This window comes from Psychrobacter sp. NPDC078501, assembly GCF_044900935.1.
GTDB lineage: Bacteria > Pseudomonadota > Gammaproteobacteria > Pseudomonadales > Moraxellaceae > Psychrobacter.
The window spans coordinates 485915-504268 of the sequence record NZ_JBJDOS010000002.1 but is presented as its reverse complement, the minus strand read 5'-3'; the positions used below and the strand labels follow the sequence as shown (position 1 = coordinate 504268).

Annotated in this window: 12 protein-coding genes; 6 read left to right on the top strand and 6 right to left on the bottom strand. The window is 44.0% G+C overall.

From position 1 onward, the window contains the following. The first annotated feature begins 79 nt into the window (after window positions 1-79). Complete coding sequence (locus ACI2IW_RS05055) at window positions 80-1342, top strand: HlyD family secretion protein (protein WP_404692877.1); 1263 nt, start codon at window positions 80-82, stop codon at window positions 1340-1342. Window positions 1343-1484: 142 nt separating this feature from the next. Here ACI2IW_RS05055 and pdxH read toward each other — a convergent pair whose 3' ends face one another. The 5 genes from pdxH to cysS form a co-directional block, all read right to left on the bottom strand. Continuing rightward, entirely contained in the window at window positions 1485-2156 is a 672-nt protein-coding gene (pdxH, locus tag ACI2IW_RS05050) for a pyridoxamine 5'-phosphate oxidase (protein ID WP_404692990.1), read from the bottom strand. A gap of 90 nt (window positions 2157-2246) precedes the next feature. After that, window positions 2247-3614: a phosphoglucosamine mutase gene (glmM, locus tag ACI2IW_RS05045; RefSeq protein WP_404692876.1), complete on the bottom strand. Its 1368-nt coding sequence runs from the start codon at window positions 3612-3614 to the stop codon at window positions 2247-2249. A gap of 212 nt (window positions 3615-3826) precedes the next feature. Continuing rightward, window positions 3827-5299, bottom strand: a complete 1473-nt coding sequence (gene guaB, locus ACI2IW_RS05040; protein ID WP_057760534.1) for an IMP dehydrogenase — start codon at window positions 5297-5299, stop codon at window positions 3827-3829. A gap of 277 nt (window positions 5300-5576) precedes the next feature. Then, window positions 5577-7562 carry a mechanosensitive ion channel family protein gene (locus ACI2IW_RS05035; protein WP_404692875.1) on the bottom strand — a complete coding sequence of 662 codons (1986 nt, stop codon included), beginning with the start codon at window positions 7560-7562 and terminating at the stop codon, window positions 5577-5579. Between the two features lie 153 nt (window positions 7563-7715). Further along, a complete protein-coding gene (cysS, locus tag ACI2IW_RS05030) occupies window positions 7716-9176 on the bottom strand; it encodes a cysteine--tRNA ligase (protein ID WP_404692874.1) in 1461 nt (486 codons plus the stop codon). 233 nt (window positions 9177-9409) lie between these two features. Here cysS and ACI2IW_RS05025 point away from each other — a divergent pair, with 233 nt between their 5' ends. Further along, window positions 9410-10006, top strand: a complete 597-nt coding sequence (locus tag ACI2IW_RS05025; protein WP_404692873.1) for a cob(I)yrinic acid a,c-diamide adenosyltransferase — start codon at window positions 9410-9412, stop codon at window positions 10004-10006. Window positions 10007-10138: 132 nt separating this feature from the next. On the opposite strand, the gene ACI2IW_RS05020 is transcribed toward ACI2IW_RS05025, so the two are convergent. After that, entirely contained in the window at window positions 10139-11077 is a 939-nt protein-coding gene (locus ACI2IW_RS05020) for a hypothetical protein (protein WP_394123596.1), read from the bottom strand. A 330-nt stretch (window positions 11078-11407) separates the two neighbouring features. On the opposite strand from ACI2IW_RS05020, the gene ACI2IW_RS05015 reads away from it, so the two are divergent. The 4 genes from ACI2IW_RS05015 (at window position 11408) to ACI2IW_RS05000 (ending at window position 18271) form a co-directional block, all read left to right on the top strand. Then, a complete protein-coding gene (locus tag ACI2IW_RS05015) occupies window positions 11408-12136 on the top strand; it encodes a glycerophosphodiester phosphodiesterase (protein ID WP_404692872.1) in 729 nt (242 codons plus the stop codon). A 471-nt stretch (window positions 12137-12607) separates the two neighbouring features. After that, window positions 12608-13786, top strand: coding sequence for a fatty acid desaturase (locus tag ACI2IW_RS05010; protein ID WP_191115423.1), 1179 nt, complete (start codon window positions 12608-12610; stop codon window positions 13784-13786). 334 nt (window positions 13787-14120) lie between these two features. Next, complete coding sequence (locus ACI2IW_RS05005; RefSeq protein ID WP_404692871.1) at window positions 14121-15587, top strand: YdiU family protein; 1467 nt, start codon at window positions 14121-14123, stop codon at window positions 15585-15587. 365 nt (window positions 15588-15952) lie between these two features. Continuing rightward, window positions 15953-18271, top strand: a complete 2319-nt coding sequence (locus ACI2IW_RS05000; protein ID WP_057760550.1) for an NADP-dependent malic enzyme — start codon at window positions 15953-15955, stop codon at window positions 18269-18271. Window positions 18272-18354: the final 83 nt, after the last annotated feature.

Below are 18354 nucleotides of genomic sequence, written 5' to 3'. Positions count from 1 at the left end.
TTATTCTATTAATCATGTTTCACCCTGTTCGTTTATAGCCAGTCTATTTTAATATTTATTGAAAATTTAGGAGCACGTCATGAGCCAAGAAAAACCAAATGAGCTTAATCAAATACCTCAGACGTCCACTGGCGCTCCAGCAACAGACACACCTATAGCGTCCGATATAAGTAAAGAAGAGGCTGCTGCAACCTCTTCGCCATCAGCAACTAAGACAGCAAAAGGTGATGTAGAAAACAGTTCAGACAGCAATGAACCGCCGATGCCGCCAAAAGAGCCAATACTCGATACTACTGGCTGGTCGCCTAAGAAAAAGTCCTATCTAAACTTAGGCTTATTAATTTTATTGATTGTCATTGGCGTGGCATTGATTTTGTATGCATGGAAGCTCCCGCCGTTTACCCCAACGGTACAGCAAACCAATAATGCTTTTGTCAAAGGTCAGACGACTATTATTAGCCCGCAGGTTTCTGGCTATGTCACCAAAGTAGCTGTGCAAGACTTCGCCAATGTAAAAGCGGGCGACTTACTCATAAAGATTGACGATCGAACCTTTCAGCAGCAGCTCGAACAAGCCCAAGCAAATACAGAGGTAGCTCTTACTAACCGCTCTACCAACGATCAAGACACACAAACCAGCCAAGCACAAATCGAAGCACGCAAAGCTGACTTATATAGTGCCAAAATCAACGTACAGAGCGCACGTGAAGATGTAAACCGCTACCAAGGTTTGGATGCTATTGGTGCGGTATCAAAGGCGGAGGTGGCTCATATCAAGGCTCAACTCGCCCAAGCACAGGCAGGTGTACAGCAAGCAGAAGCCAACTTGCAAGCCGCTCAAGAAAACCGTGAAAAGACTAGCGGCAGTCGCTCATCGCTGGACGCAAATATCAAAAATGCTGAAGCAGGCGTCAAGCAAGCGCAAATCAATCTAGACAATACTATCATCACTGCGCCTGAATCTGGCCAGCTAAGCCAAGTCAGTGTCAAAGAAGGTCAATACGTCAGCGCTGGTACGCAGCTTATGTATATCGTGCCAAAAGGCATTTGGATCATTGCAAACTTTAAGGAAACTCAAATAGCCAATATGGCAATCGGCGAGCCTGCGACCATTCACGTCGATGCGCTTGGCGGCGCCAAATTTACGGGGCACGTGAGTAATATCTCGCCAGCGACTGGTAGCGAGTTTAGTGCTGCTGCTGCCAACCCTGCGACGGGCAACTACATAAAAATTGCTCAGCGTATTCCTGTACGCATCGACCTAGACCAAAACCAGCCTGAACTGGCACGCTTACGTCCTGGCATGTCAGTCTCAGTAGATGTCGATACCAATATTAAATGAAAGGTTGAATAAAAAGTTAAATAAAAAATAATGCCAACTAAGGTCAATAGCTAACGTAAAAACGCCACTCTAGAAACCAGAAAAACTGGATTTAGAGTGGCGTTTTTAGTTTTCTATAATCTATAGCTTGAGGCTATAACAACTATGGTAATAAACGCTTGGTTATCCAGCCTGTCTTGCCTTCACTGACTTCACTGTTGTCGCCACTACTCTGCGTATACACAATTCGGTCATGCATTCGATTGGCGCGACCTTGCCAAAATTCAATACTTTCAACCGTAATTTCATACCCACCCCAAAACTCTGGCGTTGGTACAGTAGTATTGTCAGGGTGTGCTGCTTGAAGCTGTTCAAACGTTTGCTCCATGACTTCGCGATTGGCCACTTCACCACTTTGCGGTTGACTGACCCAAGCCCCTACTTGACTATCATGGGGACGCTTTTGGAAGTAAGCCGCCGATTTATCAGCATCAATTTTAGCGATACTACCGCTGATACGGACTTGACGCTCCAGCTCATGCCAAAAGAATAATGCTTCGGCATTAGGGTTTTCTACAATATCTTGCCCTTTTGCGCTTTCATAATTGGTATAAAAAACGATACCTGTCTCAGTAATCTCGCGTAATAACACAATACGGACACTAGGTTTATTGTCTGCGCCACATGTTGCCAAACTCATTGCATAAGGCTCTTGCACCTGTTGCGCTAACGCTTCACTCATCCAAGCTTTAAAAAGCTCGAATGGTGACGTTGGTACTGACTGTTGGTCAAGCTCACCTTTCTCATATGAGAGGCGTTGGTCGGTAAAGTCCATGCTCATGGCAGTTCCTTATTTGAAAACTATAATATTGTTATCTTAAATACCAGTTATTATCTTGAATACCACTTATTACCTTAAATGCTATTAGCCTAGTACCGATTTTATAAGATCAGCTAAGTCATTAGCCATTACATCGCATTCTATCTCATCATCTGACTCAACCATCACGCGAATCATAGGCTCTGTGCCTGACTGACGTATCAACAGACGACCACGACCCTCTAGCGTTGCCTGTGCTTTATCAAAAGCAGCAACCAACTCCTCATGTTTGAATGGGTCTTGCATTTGAGATAAGCGTACATTGACTAGCTTTTGCGGCAACACTTCAAAACCTTCAACAAGCTCACTTAGCGCACGCTCTCTGGCTTGCATCACTGCCAGTACTTGCAAACCAGCAATGATAGCATCCCCTGTGCGACTTTTATCTAAGCAGAGAATATGGCCAGATGGCTCACCGCCCAATATCCAACCATTAGCTTCTAAGTCCTGCATCACATAGCGATCACCCACCTTTGCACGGGTAAAGTGGATGTCTGCATCTTTTAGCGCCAGCTCTAACCCCATATTGCTCATGAGTGTGCCGACAACACCTTCAGCTTTGGTTTTACCTTGGGTAGCAAGTACGTATAAGATACCATCGCCATCGATCAGCTTACCCGTCTCATCAACCATTACGATACGGTCGCCATCACCATCTAGTGCAATACCGACATCTGCTTCATGCTCAAGCACAGCCTTTTGTAAGCTTTCAGGATGGGTAGAACCACACTCAGCATTGATATTGATACCGTCTGGCGTATTATTGATGGCAATCACGTTTGCCCCCAACTCGCGCATCACTCTAGGTGCTACGCTATAGCCTGCGCCATTGGCACAATCCACTACTACCGTCAGATGACTGAGGTCATATTGATAAGGAAAACTGCCTTTGCAAAACTCAATATAGCGACCTTTAGCATCATCAATACGATTGTTCTTACCTAAATTTGCAGGATCAAGAATAGGCATTATGGCAACATCACTACCAACGTCGTTCATAATTGCCGTTAATTTATCATTGATTGCAGTTTGCATCTCATCACTTATCTTTTTGCCGTCGCCTGAGAAAAACTTAATGCCATTATCATAATACGGGTTGTGCGAGGCTGAAATAACCACACCAGCATCTGCATTAAAGCTACGGGTTAAATGCGCAATCGCTGGGGTTGGCAATGGACCAAGCATATAAACATCAACACCAGCCGCATTAAAACCTGCTTGTAATGCTCCCTCTATCACATAGCCTGACAGACGCGTATCTTTACCAATCACCACACTTGGCTTACGCGTAGGATTTTCATTTTTTTCTATGAGAACAAGCCCAGTGACATAGCCTAGTTTTAAGATAAAGTCAGGTGTAATTGGTAATTCGCCAAATTTTCCGCGAATTCCATCAGTGCCAAAATAGCTCATTATGTGTTCCTCAAGTCAAAAAAATAAAAGGCCAAACGTATACGCAGGCAATACTATTGTTGTAATAATCTGTTTCTGTATTTTACAAAAAAAACAGCCAACAATAACAGAGCATTGTTGGCTGTTTGTATCTTAAGCTCGCTGCAGCCTTACGTCTCAGCTAACATCAATACGATGTAAATCTACAAAAGAGAAGCATTTCACGGAACGATTTAGTTTACTCGGTAGTTCGGTGCTTCTTTAGTGATTTGCACATCATGGACATGCGACTCTTTCATACCCGCTGAGGTTACTTTGATAAACTGCGGATTGGTACGCATATCTTCAATCGTGGCAGAACCAGTATAACCCATTGATGAACGTAAGCCACCAACCAACTGATTAACGATACCCGCAACTGGTCCTTTATAAGGAACACGGCCTTCGATACCTTCTGGCACTAGCTTCTCTACACCGTCTTTTGCATCTTGGAAGTAGCGATCTGAAGAACCATTTGATCCTGACATCGCACCTAAACTACCCATGCCGCGATACGCTTTATAGTAGCGACCTTGGAACAGCTCAACTTCACCTGGCGCTTCTTCAGTACCAGCCATTAGCGAACCAACCATGATGCATGATGCACCAGCAGCGATTGCTTTTGCCATATCACCTGAGTAACGGATACCACCGTCAGCAATCAATGGAATGCTGTCTTTTAAAGCACTAGCAACATTATCAATGGCTGAAATTTGTGGCACACCAATACCTGCGATAATACGCGTGGTACAGATAGAACCAGGGCCGATACCTACTTTTACTGCATCAGCACCTGCGTCACGTAAAGCGATTGCAGCTTCGCCTGTTGCGATGTTGCCACCGATTACTTGTACATGCGGGTAGTTTTTCTTGATCCAAGAGACTTTATCAATCACGCCTTTTGAGTGACCGTGCGCAGTATCAACGACGATAACGTCGACATCAGCAGCGATTAGTGCTTCAACGCGTGCTTGCGTGTCTGCACCTGTACCAACAGCTGCGCCAACACGTAAGCGACCTTGTTCGTCTTTACACGCATTCGGATTGTTTTCAGCTTTGGCAAAATCATTAACAGTAATCAAACCACGCAGGCGGAAGTTATCGTCAATAACGATGACTTTTTCGATACGATGCTCATGCAACAATCTTTTGATATTCTCGTTGCTTTCACCTTCATGCACAGTTACTAGCTGCTCTTTAGGCGTCATGATCTGGCTAACTGGCAACGATAAATTGGTCTCAAAACGCCAATCTCTATGGGTAACAATACCCACAACGTTATCTGTGCCTTTTTCGACCACAGGTACACCTGAGATATTGTTATCTTGGGTCAAACGCAGCAATTCACCAATCGTCATCTCTGGATGGACAGTGATAGGATCAACAACGGTACCCGCTTCAAATTTTTTGACACGGCGTACTTGGGTGGCTTGCTTCTCGATGTCCATGCTTTTATGCAAAATACCCATGCCACCAAGCTGTGCCATAGTAATAGCCATTTCAGACTCAGTCACCGTATCCATCGCCGCAGAGATTAGCGGAAGATTAAGTGTGATGTTTTTGGTCAAACGAGTAGACAGATCAGCAGTTTTTGGCAGAACTTCAGAATAGGCTGGTAATAATAAAACGTCATCAAAGGTTAAGGCTTCATCGACAATTCGCAACATACAGACCCCTAGTGGTGGTTATTTTGATGGGTAGGAGCTCAGGGTTAAGCGTATCAATCATTGCAGCTGCATATACAGTGCCGACTCATCGCTAACCACTCAGTTATCCTATAAAAATAACGCCACATTATAACAAATAAGCGCCTCACTGACACACTATATTTGTCAGATTATTTTACACAAGTGCGTCTATATCGATGGCGGTCATGTCTGAAACCATTCATAACTCGCTTTTGAAGACAATCCGGCTCGCAAGGCCCCTCGCTATTCCCAATCTCTAGTCGCTTTTTGTTAACGTAAAGCGCTCTGTAGGTAGATACTTGTTTTGCTGCGCATGCAAATAACCAAGCATTTGCTCCCGTATCTCACAGGCCAGCGTCCATGCTTCTATAGGACCTACTGATGAAACAGCGCCGCGCAGTTGAATGGTATTTTCGGTCACATCTACCACGTACATTTCAGGTTCTGTTTTATTATCCCAAAGCTTATTGTCCTTGACCATCGATATAAACGCCTCTCGGATAGCGTCGATATCTGCGCCATAATCGATATACAAAAACACAGGACAGGTCTGATGAACTTCCGTATGTGACCAGTTTTCCACTCGTTCAGTGATTAGCTCACGCATTGGCACGATCAATCGTCGCTCATCCCATGTTTTTAACACGGCATACGTGTAACGCAGGTCTTCAACCGTACTAAAATTACCGTCCATTATCACACTATCGCCGATTCGCACTGGCTGCGTCACTGCTACCTGTACACCAGCGATGATATTCCCTAATATTGGCTGTGCCGCAATACCGATAACCACACCTGCAATACCCGCTGAAGTCAATAAAGTTTTGCCAAGGCCTTCCATATTGGCAAATTCACTAAGACCTATCCAGAAACTTCCCAAAATCATCGCGAAAATAAACACACGGCGAAATATTGATACATAAGTACGGCGGCGACGTTCTTTATCGAAATGCTCTGCAGCTAGATTCTCAATCTGCATGTCTTGATAGCGATTGGCAAAAAAGTTAATGATACGAATGCCTAACCACATGGTACTAAATACCAGTCCAATCCAAATTAATGGACGAGTAGATGAGGCGACTGCATCTAAATAAGGAAAACCACCAGAAACCAAGGTAAAAACCAGTGAAAAACTGATGGTAAAGGTTAATGGTACTGTCAGCTTGCTAACCAAATCTGCGACGCCGTTGGTACTGCCAACATACATGCTGTATTTTTCTTCATCGATATAATGATTGATGATTTTTGCAGTACCTTTACTCAGTAGCCAACCCATACCCATGGTTAATAAAAAGAACAATATGAGCGCTGAAAACTCCCATAGCGCAATTCCAAAAAACTTTAGCTTTAACCAAGTGGGCAAATAACGTTCGAACTCAGCTGGATGATACTGCTCATAAAGATTATCAATATTACCTACTGTCTGTGCCGAAAACACCCAGACAGGTGCTTCATCCCCTACTCGTACTCGCTGTAAATAAATAGGAACACGGCGCTCGCGATAATCAACATAGCCAAGCTGAATAGAACGTCTGGCAATACCCATGACACTGCTATTATTGCCAAGCGGTGGTTCAATTAAGCCATCGGGACGATCTGGCATATCATCGAATACATAGAGCTCTTTTTCAGATAATAAGAAATCCAGTCGCTTTGTGAGATCAAGCGCACGGCTACGTTGGCTTTTCTCATCAATCAAGTTCATATTTAGCGCGTAAGCGGCCAAATCATACTGCTGCTTCATTAACGCTGATTGAAAAAACTCTAAGGCTGCAAGCGGTGTTTCTAAGTTAGGTGGCTCAGATAACGGCGGCAACCCAGCATTTAGCTTATCGAGTATATAGTAGCTCTCACTATATTCTCCGGTCAGTGCCGTATCACCTTGTAGCCTGCCTGCCTGCTCCACTGCGTTACGCTCAGTAGGATCAAATATCTCTTCAGTGATACCAGAAATACTGACACTCTCATCTTTAAGCGCATTGACTTGCTGAGCTGCATATTCAGAAAAACTATCAGGCTTACTAGGCGTTTGTTTTTCCGGCTCGCTCGCACTCTGTGCATTTTCATTATTTGCTGCGTAAACAGGGGTATAGATCACACTTATAGCGACAATAAAAAAGCCCAGCAATACTTGCAGCACATGGCCTTTAAAATGACTTTTCTCTACATCTACTTGATGATTATCATCTGAGCGCAAAACGGCACAATGATGGTCCATAGGATTGTGTTTAAGAGTATTCATGTTTTCAAAGCCATCAGTCTACAAAAGGAAAGTATAAAAAATATATCGGTGCTGCTTTAACCTAATTCAGTAAGCAAAAAAAAGCCAGCCTAAAGCTGACTTAATTTATTACAAGATTTGTAGCTATTTACCATATAAACGGTAAGAGTTGTTTTAAGCGCGGCGCCATGTCGTGCCAGCACGGCTATCTTCGAGCTCAATACCCGCTTCTTTTAGTTGCTCACGTATCTCATCAGCACGGGCAAAGTTTTTGTTGGCTTTAGACTCTGCACGTTCGATGATTAAATTATCAATAACCGCATCCGTTAGACCATCTTCTGCCTGATCACCAGTCACTGCTTGCAAAAACTGCTGCACTGGCTGCTGTAAAATATTTAATACTTGCGCCAATGCTTTTAGTTGCTGGGCTAATTGCCATGCGGTATCGACGTCTTCCGCCTTGATAGCTTTGTTGATATCGCGAGCCAATCCGAATAAAACGCTGATGGCGGTCGAGCTATTAAAGTCGTCGTTCATCGCCTTGATGAAGTCTTGACCAACCGTGCTATTGTAAGCTTCAGCTACTAAGTCTTCATTGATTACGATTGACTGTCCTTTTTGTTGTTCAGCCAACTTTAGCGCATTATACAGTCTGCTTAGGCTATTATGCGCTTCATCTAAGGCGCTATCAGAGAAGTTAACTTGGCTGCGATAATGGCTTGATAATAAGAAAAAACGCACCGTCTCAGGTAAGTACTTTGCCATAACATCGCGAATGGTAAAAAAGTTGCCCAATGATTTAGACATTTTTTCGCCATCGACATTGATAAAACCAACATGCATCCAGTTACGAGCATACTCACAACCAGTCGCTGCCTCAGACTGCGCGATTTCGTTCTCGTGATGCGGGAACTGTAAGTCATGACCACCGCCATGAATATCAAAGGTGCTACCTAAGCACTTAGTCGACATCGCTGAACATTCAATATGCCAGCCTGGACGCCCTTGACCCCATGGTGATGCCCACTGCGGCTCGTCAGGTTTTGCCGCTTTCCATAGTACAAAGTCAAATGGATTGCGTTTATCATTCTCAACTTCAACTCGCGAACCTGCCTGCATATCGTCCAGATTGCGCTTAGATAATTTACCATAACCGTCAAAGCTATCCACAGCATAGTAGACATCACCATTGTCGCCTGCATACGCGTAGTTGCCAGTGACTAACGTCTCAATCATATCCTGCATATCGTCGATATGATTAGTCGCACGAGGCTCAGCATTTGGCATCTCACAACCAAGGGCAGTCGCGTCTTCATGCATCGCTTCAATGAAACGCTGCGTCAATGTACCAATCTCTTCACCGTTTTCAGCAGCACGGGCAATGATTTTATCATCGATATCAGTGATATTACGTACGTAATTCACGTCGTAACCCAAACGTGCTAACCAACGAACGGCCATATCAAAACCGACCATCACTCGCGCATGACCAATGTGACAATAGTCATAAACGGTCATGCCGCACACATACATACCAACCTGCCCTGCTTTGAGTGGTACAAACTGACGCTTGCTGCCAGTCAATGAATCGTAAATGGCAAGTTGGGACATCGCATCTGCAAGTGGTGTGGTCATAGTAAAAAAGCCTTATAACGTAAATAAAATAGAGAAATGTGGAATTTCAGCCGCGGTGTATGAATAAGCCATACCAACGACTGTGACTATAGATTAAGCAAATAAAAAAATTCAGACCAAAAGACGTCGTGATATAAAACGTAACCCATTATCTTAGCGAAAACAGGCATAAAATACTACAATGAGCGTGCAACTAACGCTATTCAATCATAAAAACCGTTAAGGATGTAAAGATGGGCAATCGCTTAAGCAAAATATACACACGTACTGGAGATGACGGCAGCACTGGTATGGCTGATGGCAGCCGCCTTAGTAAAGCGGACGATCTATTTAGCGTCATGGGTGATATCGACGAGCTCAACTCACATATTGGCTTGGTACGTGCGCAACTAAAGCACAATAAAGGGCAATCTATAGAAAAAGAGTTCTCTGAAGCCTTGGTCATCATTCAGCACCTGTTATTCAATATAGGCGGCGAGCTTGCTATGCCAGAGTATGAAGGAGTTAATGCCACTCATATTGAATGGTTAGAGCAGCAAATAGATATGATGAATACCACATTGCCACCGCTAAAAGACTTTATTTTGCCGACGGGTTCTATATTGGTGAGTCAATTACACGTGGCGCGTAGTGTATGTCGCCGTGCTGAACGTCAAGCTGTGATATTGCAGCAGCAGCGTCCACAAGCGATTCGTAGTACTGCCGTCAGCTTTATTAATCGCTTATCTGATTGGTTATTTGTCGCTGCACGCTTTTGTACAGATCCAGAAAAAGTCTCTGAGGTGTTGTGGGACAGTCAAGCATTGAAAACGTTCACTGACAGTCAATGATAAAAACTAAGTATTTGACAATAAATAGCTTAAACGCAAAAACCCCGCGACATGATTGTTGCGGGGTTTTTTATTATTCAGCAATAGCAATTGGCTCTACTGGATATCGCTACCTCTTATTACAATGACCAATTAATAAGTCGCACTGTTGTCTTCAATGATGACCATATCAATGGTTTCATCTTTAGGTACGGCTTTTGGCGTGGCGGGCTTACTAGGCTCGGCAGCAGCAGCTTGAGTGTTTGCAGTCGAACTGCTCTGACTTTCAGCAGGCTTATTGATGGTTGGCGGCGGCGTTGGTTCAGTTGGGCGAATTGGCTCAACTGGCGTTACAGTTCGTGGCTGACGGATTGGCGCTGTTTGAGTCGTATCGTTGTTCTGTGTTGCACGGCGTTCAGCAGCACGTTGGGCACGTTGCTCATCCATTGCAGTTTTAAAGACAGAACCTGCCATCACATCTGCAACAACAGTAATCAAAGCAGGCTGACCTGCAATACGCGTACGCACTTGACCGCCTTGAGTACCGACGATGTAAGTGAAAGCGTCATCAACGAGCATATTGTTATTGATACGGATATTGTCTTGCGCTAAACGTGATTGTAAGCTTGGCTGATTATTGGCCGCTTGTACCTGACTGGCTTGATACAAGTCTTCACTTGGTAGCGTCATACTGACACTTGCTTGGCAAGTGGTCATGCCGTTCTCATTGGCTTGTTGCAAGATGGCAGCGTTTTGGACATCAATGACAACGCCATTGGTTTTTTCGCTAACCACACCATTTGCTAAACTGATTTCAGCATCATTTGCATAATTGGCAGCCAATGACTGTGCTTGTTGATTGAGCGTATTTTTTAGAGCTGACTTAAGGCGATCTTGCACCATAGGATCATCACAACTGATCGCAGGCGCAACGCTATTTTCAGCATCGACCGTCTCTTGTTCTGTTAGCTCTGCCTGCTCAGTAGTGTCTTCTTTATCTGAGCGATCACAGCCTGCAAGCGCTAAACCACATACCAATCCAATCCCAGCAACTTTATGCCACTTGCTCAAACTTATATTTGCTACGCTCATACTAACTCTACTCCCAATTTACAGGTTCATACCGCCACTGACTGACAGTGTTCAACATTCAAATGCAACGCTAGCTGCTACAGATATGAAAACCACATCATTATACGGTGTTTAAATCAAATGGTCATTAGTGTAGCCCATGGATATACAAATAGTGCCCCTCATTGTGGAAAAAACCTGCGTTTGGTTGCAAAAACATAACAAACATTCGCAGATTTGGTCCCTAAGAAGTCATATTTAAAAAAGTACGGATTGCATCGCAGTTTTTGTTAGACGTCATTGATATGACGCTATATGATTGGGCATAAAAACCATCGATAATTGGTGCATATGATAAATTTTAGAGATACGTTGTTATTAGGTCATCGAGGCGCACGCGGTGAGGCGTTAGAAAATACCTTTTCAGGCTTTCAATACTCTCAAGACCTCAAGTCAAGAGGCTTAGCAGGCGTAGAGTTTGATATACAGCTAAACGCTGACGGTCACTTAATCGTATTCCATGATGACGATCTAGAGCGTATGTGCGGGCGACAATCACGCATTGATCAGTTAAAGCTCACAGAGATTCAATGCCAGTTACAGTTTGGTCAACCTATTATGACATTGGCGAGCATGACACCTGCGCTTAGTGGATTTAATGTTATAGAGCTGGAGATTAAAACGCATAGCCGTACCAATTATGCGGTGTTGATTGCAGCGCTTCGGCAGGCATTTATTGATACACCTCTTGCCAGCTTACCAGTTGTATTGACGAGCTTCGATGTCGAGCTACATAACCGTTTACAACGTCACAAACTATTATCTCATATGCCTCGCGGCTTGCTCATTCGTACGCCAGAAGCGTTGGCAAGCGCGACCAATACCGCATTGCAACTCGGCTGTATTCAACTGGGCATTCATTATCCGCTTTTGACCCAAGCTGTCATCAAGCATAGCCACCGTTATGGATTGCCCGTAAGTGCTTGGACGGTTAATGATATTCCCACCATTGAGCAGCTCATAAAATGGGAAACCGATGTCATCATTACGGATTTTCCAAGTCATTTACTGTTGCCTTAAATGATTTATCCGTACTTTTTTGATATTTAATCATTTTTTTGATAAACGCATTCTTTCCTACATATCTACCCTCCTTGTTACACTTCTCCTTCATGTCTGATAAGTCACTCGTATTTTTGACCAATACATTCTATAATCCATACAAGTTATTGTTATTTAGCAATATTTTTATAGTGTATAAGTGTTCACTTTACATGCTTTTTAAGGTACTATGGTGGCTTAAATTAATACCGTTAGGGATATTATATGATTGCAAAAAAAGCACTTGGCTTACCGCTTAAAGGCTTACGTTTCGCTATCAAATCTGGTGATACGCTTGTAAAGACCGCCAGCACTCAAGTAACGCGTTTTAAAACTCGTTTTGATGAGAAAAAAGCGCAAATGGCGCTTGATGATCAGCCTGTTGCCAAACGCAATTATGCTAAAGCTTCTGAGCAAGCGGATCTTTCTGCGCAAGAGCAAAGCATTGATATGCGCGAGTTTGAATTTACCAAAGCACCGATCAACTGGATTCCGGCGACTATTTTGGTAGCGACGCCGATTGCTGCTGCTATCATTACGCCATGGTACTTGTTCACTCATCAAGTGAGCGCACCTGTTTGGGGTGTGTTTGGTGCCTTTATGGTATGGACTGGTATCAGTATTACCGCAGGTTACCATCGTCTAATGGCACATCGTGCTTATAAAGCGCATCCAATTGTTAGAAACTTTTTATTGCTTGGTTCTACCCTAGCGGTACAGGGTTCTGCGTTTGATTGGGTTTCTGGTCACCGTACTCACCATCGTCATGTAGATGACCGTTTGGATGATCCGTATTCAGCACAGCGTGGATTTTGGTTCAGTCATATTGGCTGGATGCTACGTAACTACCCTAGCGGCAAGTTCGACTACAAAAACATTCCTGATTTGACTAAAGATAGAGTCTTACAGATTCAGCATAAATACTACGGTCTATGGGTAGTTGCCATGAACGTCGGTATGGTTGCCGCTATCGGTTGGTTGCTTGGTGATGTTTGGGGTACGTTGGTTATCGCAGGCCTACTACGTTTGGTATTGACGCATCACTTTACGTTCTTTATTAACTCGTTCTGCCATATGTTTGGTACACGTCCTTATACAGATACCAACAGTGCTCGTGATAACTTCTTCTTGGCTATCTTTACGTGGGGTGAGGGTTATCATAACTATCATCACTTCTTCCAATACGACTATCGTAATGGCGTGAAATGGTGGCAATATGACCCAACCAAATGGTTAATCGCGGGTTTATCAAAACTTGGTTTGACTTCTGAATTGCGTACTGTTGATGATACGACTATCAAGCATGCAGAAGTACAAATGCAGTTTAAGAAAGCTCAGCAGCAAATCGATACAGCAGCAGTAAGCGGCATTGATCTTCCTCATGCGATGAAGAGCTTCCAAGACCGTATTAAGTTTGAATATGATGCCTTTACGCAGACTGTTGAAGAATGGCAAGCGCTAAAAGCAAAAACTATCGAGCTTAAAAAGACAGAATTTGCTGATCGTTTGCATGAAGTTGATGATAAGTTAAAGCATGATTATGCCAAAATTGAACAGAAAATTCTTGAGCATAACAGTAATCTAAAAACCGCCTTCCGCTCTATTGGCGCGAATGAAAAAGCTGCTTAATTAATCTCTGATTTCGTTATAATTTTGAAGCTTCTCCATCCCCCTATCCGTCCTAGATAGGGGGATTTTTTTGCTTATACTTTATCGATTATGTCACTACAGCTACTTCTAATGACCTTATTATCATAATAAATGGTCAAATACATTGACTGAGCCATTGCCAGATCCAACCTAAAAACAATAACAATCTCGTTCATCACATTCAGTTAATTAAAGACCGAAAAATTTATTTTTTGTCCAGATATTACAAGAGACGGACAGAGTGCAACGATGCCATATGAGAGCTATGCTATAGTGACATTCTCACTTTTATATTTTAATGGAAACGGCCTGTATGCGTTATCAAAACACTTACGTCAACCTAGACACGCGCCTTTATCACGAGCAGCCACCGACGCCACTAGACAATCCTCGTGCCGGTCACTTCAACACTCAAGTTGCTCAGCAGTTAGGCTGGGCCGACGATGAGGATCTGATGACCAATTGGGTTGAGATATTGGGCGGTCAATACGTGCCAGCTGATTTCAAACCATTATCGATGGCCTACGCTGGTCACCAGTTTGGACAATGGGCTGGGCAATTGGGCGACGGACGCGGTTTGCTCATGGCGCAGGTACTCGATATTGATGGACAGCCACAAGACTTGCATCTTAAAGGTGCTGGCTTGACGCCCTATTCACGCATGGGTGATGGACGAGCAGTCTTACGTAGTACTATTCGCGAATACCTGTGCGGTCATGCATTGACGAAGCTTGGCATCCCCTCATCTAACGCTTTGGGGTTTGTGGTATCGGATACGAGAGTGCGCCGTGAGCGTATTGAAGCAGGTGCAGCGTTGATGCGTGTGGCTGACAGTCATATTCGTTTAGGTCATGTCGAATGGATTGCCAGCTTTGCCCCTGATGTACTGGGTGAGTTCACTGACTATATGATTGACACTTACTATCCAGAGTGCCGCGATAGCGAAACGCCTGTCTTAGCTTTCTTGACCGCAGTGGTCGAGCGTACGGCGCGTATGATTGCTGATTGGCAATTGATTGGCTTTGCTCACGGTGTCATGAACACAGATAACTTATCTATCACAGGCAGTACTTTGGACTTCGGGCCGTTCGGCTTTATGGAACGCTTCAATCCTGCATGGATTAATAATCACTCAGACCACACTGGTCGCTATGCTTATCAGAATCAGCCTGCTATCGGACATTGGAACCTAAACGTTTGGCTGCCACACTTTATGCGCCTAGAAGGCGTCACCCGTGAGACGCTTTCTGACTGCTTAACGCCTTACGAAGCAACCTTCATGCAGCACTATCAGCAAGGTCTGTGCCGTAAGCTTGGCCTACCGCATCAAAGAGAAAGCCTCAGCTTGGCCTTTGAATGGTTGACGCTATTAGAAGACAACTTGCTCGACTATACCAATAGCTTCCGCGCCCTACTCGGTTTGGTCGCACCAAAAGATCATCCTTATGAGCAAAAGCTACTGGCTACCATGACCACCGAATTAAGCAGTGATGCGCAGCAAGTATGGCAAGACTGGTCAGCACGTTATCTGGCACAGATCGAGCAGCTGCCACTTGAGCAGGTAGTTGATGACATGACAACCAACAATCCTGTCTATGTCCTTCGTAATAGCATGGCGCAGCGTGCGATTACTGCCGCAGAGCAAGGCCAGTTTGAAGAAGTTGACCGGGTATTCCGTTTACTAGCCAACCCTTATAGCGTGCAAGATATCGCTAATGATTTAGATAGCAGTGCACCTGCGCCTGATACACCGCAGATGCCCATTAGCTGCTCATCTTAGTAGTTGCCCGTCTTAGCATCTTTCAATTCTGTAATATTTTGAAACATTATGAAATTAAGGTTGATATCTAGACGCATTTTTTGGCATTATCAACGAGATAAATAACGAATATCATTTTATTATATTATTCGCACAATTCATCGTTGTTACTAGGCAGTGAATTGGCAATAATGCTAGAATGAATATTTTAGCTAGTTTGCTTTTTTGACCTGATCTTTGATCGTCGACCATGATTCTAATGGTCGTGAGTCGTTTAACGTCTTTATACTTTTCAATTATTATCATTCAATGATTTTTGGAGGGTTGGACGTTGTTTTTTATCACCATTTAATTTATTCCAATTTATTCCAACCATGGCAACTATTATGAATGACGATACCACTTCGAATACGGATAACCTCAGTACAGAAAAAGAGCAGTTTGAACAAGCTGCCTTACATTACCATGAGTTTCCACGCCCAGGTAAAATTTCGGTAACCCCTACTAAGCAGCTAGCCAACCAACGTGATTTAGCACTCGCCTACTCTCCAGGCGTTGCTGTACCTTGTCTTGAGATCCAAAGAGATCCAAAACTTGCTTCTAAATACACGGCACGTAACAACCTAGTTGGTGTTATCACTAACGGTACTGCTGTATTGGGTCTGGGTAATATCGGTCCATTGGCGTCGAAGCCAGTTATGGAAGGTAAAGGCGTTCTATTTAAGAAGTTCGCAGGTATCGACGTTTTTGATATTGAAATTGCTCAAAATGATCCAGACAAATTCATCGAAGCGGTTGCCTCGCTTGAGCCTACTTTTGGTGGTATCAACCTAGAAGACATCAAAGCACCAGAATGTTTCAAAATTGAGCGCGTACTACGTGAGCGCATGAACATTCCTGTGTTCCATGATGACCAACATGGTACGTCAATCATCGTTGCCGCAGCCATGCTAAATGCTTTGTTGATTACTGGCAAAAAAATCGAAGAGATTAAAATTGTTTGTTCAGGCGCAGGCGCAGCAGCCATTTCTTGCCTAGATATTATTTGCGCACTTGGCGTTAATAAGAACAACATTATTGTTTCAGACTCACGCGGTATCATCAATACTAGCCGTGAAAACCTTGATGAAACTAAACAGCGTTATGCTCGTGATATCACGGCTACTTCTATCGAAGAAGTCATGGACGATGTCGATATGTTCCTAGGCTTATCAATGCCAGGTACATTATCAGAAGATATGGTTCGCCGTATGGCAAAAGACCCTATCGTCTTTGCACTTGCCAACCCTACACCTGAAATCATGCCAGAATTGGCCCATGCGGTACGTCCAGACGTCATCATGGCAACGGGTCGTTCAGACTATCCAAACCAAGTAAACAACGCGCTATGCTTCCCGTATATCTTCCGCGGTGCATTGGATGTTGGTGCAACCACTGTTAACGAAGAGATGAAAGTGGCTTGCGTAAAAGCAATCGCTGCGATGGCACATGTTGAAGCCACTCCAACTACCAGTGCTAGAAACATCGAAAAGATGCAGAGCTTTGGTCGTGACTACTTAATCCCAGGCCCTCTAGAGCCAAATCTAATCATTGAGATCGCGTCTGCTGTTGCCAAAGCAGCGATGGATTCAGGCGTTGCCACGCTACCGATCGATGACATGCAAGCCTATCGTCAGCGTCTGTCTGAGTTTGTTTATAACTCAGCGTTTGTGATGAAACCAATCTTTGCTCGTGCTAAAGCCGATCCAAAACGTATCGTGTATTGTGAAGGTGAAGACAACAATATCTTACTTGCTGTACAAGTGGTCGTTGATGAGAAGCTAGCACAACCTATCTTGGTTGGTCGCCCGTCAGTTATCGAAGCCAACATCAAAAAACTGGGCTTACGTCTAAAAGCTGGCGAGAATATTACCATCGTCAACGTTGATGACGATCCTCGCTACAAAGACTACTGGCAGGGCTACTACGAGAAGAACAAACGCCGCGGTGTAAGCATTGAGCTTGCGCGTCGTGATGTTCGCCGTAAGACGACTTTGATTGGCTCATTATTGGTCGAAAATGGTGCGGCAGATGGTATGGTATGTGGTACGTTTGGCCATTATCAGTTGCATCTAAAATACGTTGAAAGCGTCATTGGCAAAAAACAAGGTATGAACGACTTCTATGCGATGAATGCGGTACTCATGCAAGATCGTAATATCTTTATCGCTGATACCTATGTCCATGAAGACCCAACGGCTGAACAACTGGCTGAAATGACTGTCTTGGCAACAGATCAATTACGTCGCTTTGGTATCACGCCACGCGTTGCGCTAGTATCTCATTCTAACTTTGGTGCTTCAGATCGTGCCAGCGCTGTCAAAATGCGTAAGGTTCATGAGCTATTGACCAATATGAATGTCGACTTTGAGTTTGAAGGCGAAATGCAAGGTGATGCCGCGCTTAACGAAAATATTCGTCTAAACGATATGCCATCAAGCCCATTGAAAGGTGCAGCGAACCTGCTTATCTTGCCAACCCTTGATGCCTCAAACATCGCTTTCAACCTACTTAAAACAGCGACTGGCAGTGCTTCTATTGGCCCTATCCTATTAGGTACTAATAAGCCGGTACACATTTTGACACCATCAGCGACAGCACGTGGTATCGTCAACATGACTGCATTGACCGTTACTGAAGCGCAAGACCTAGAAAACGAAAAATAGTCATACACCATACCCAGTATGAATGCACTATAGTCGTTTCAATATAATTTGGATACCAGGAAGCCGAGTGAAAGTACTACGAG

Coding starts and splice junctions, on each gene's coding strand:
- cysS (WP_404692874.1), bottom strand. CDS start 9,176: ATGACCACACCACTTGCAGATGCGATGTCCCAACTTGCCATTTACGAT.
- ACI2IW_RS05005 (WP_404692871.1), top strand. CDS start 14,121: ATGCGTTATCAAAACACTTACGTCAACCTAGACACGCGCCTTTATCAC.
- guaB (WP_057760534.1), bottom strand. CDS start 5,299: ATGTTGCGAATTGTCGATGAAGCCTTAACCTTTGATGACGTTTTATTA.
- ACI2IW_RS05035 (WP_404692875.1), bottom strand. CDS start 7,562: ATGAATACTCTTAAACACAATCCTATGGACCATCATTGTGCCGTTTTG.
- ACI2IW_RS05000 (WP_057760550.1), top strand. CDS start 15,953: ATGAATGACGATACCACTTCGAATACGGATAACCTCAGTACAGAAAAA.
- ACI2IW_RS05010 (WP_191115423.1), top strand. CDS start 12,608: ATGCGCGAGTTTGAATTTACCAAAGCACCGATCAACTGGATTCCGGCG.
- pdxH (WP_404692990.1), bottom strand. CDS start 2,156: ATGGACTTTACCGACCAACGCCTCTCATATGAGAAAGGTGAGCTTGAC.
- ACI2IW_RS05020 (WP_394123596.1), bottom strand. CDS start 11,077: ATGAGCGTAGCAAATATAAGTTTGAGCAAGTGGCATAAAGTTGCTGGG.
- ACI2IW_RS05055 (WP_404692877.1), top strand. CDS start 80: ATGAGCCAAGAAAAACCAAATGAGCTTAATCAAATACCTCAGACGTCC.
- ACI2IW_RS05015 (WP_404692872.1), top strand. CDS start 11,408: ATGATAAATTTTAGAGATACGTTGTTATTAGGTCATCGAGGCGCACGC.
- glmM (WP_404692876.1), bottom strand. CDS start 3,614: ATGAGCTATTTTGGCACTGATGGAATTCGCGGAAAATTTGGCGAATTA.
- ACI2IW_RS05025 (WP_404692873.1), top strand. CDS start 9,410: ATGGGCAATCGCTTAAGCAAAATATACACACGTACTGGAGATGACGGC.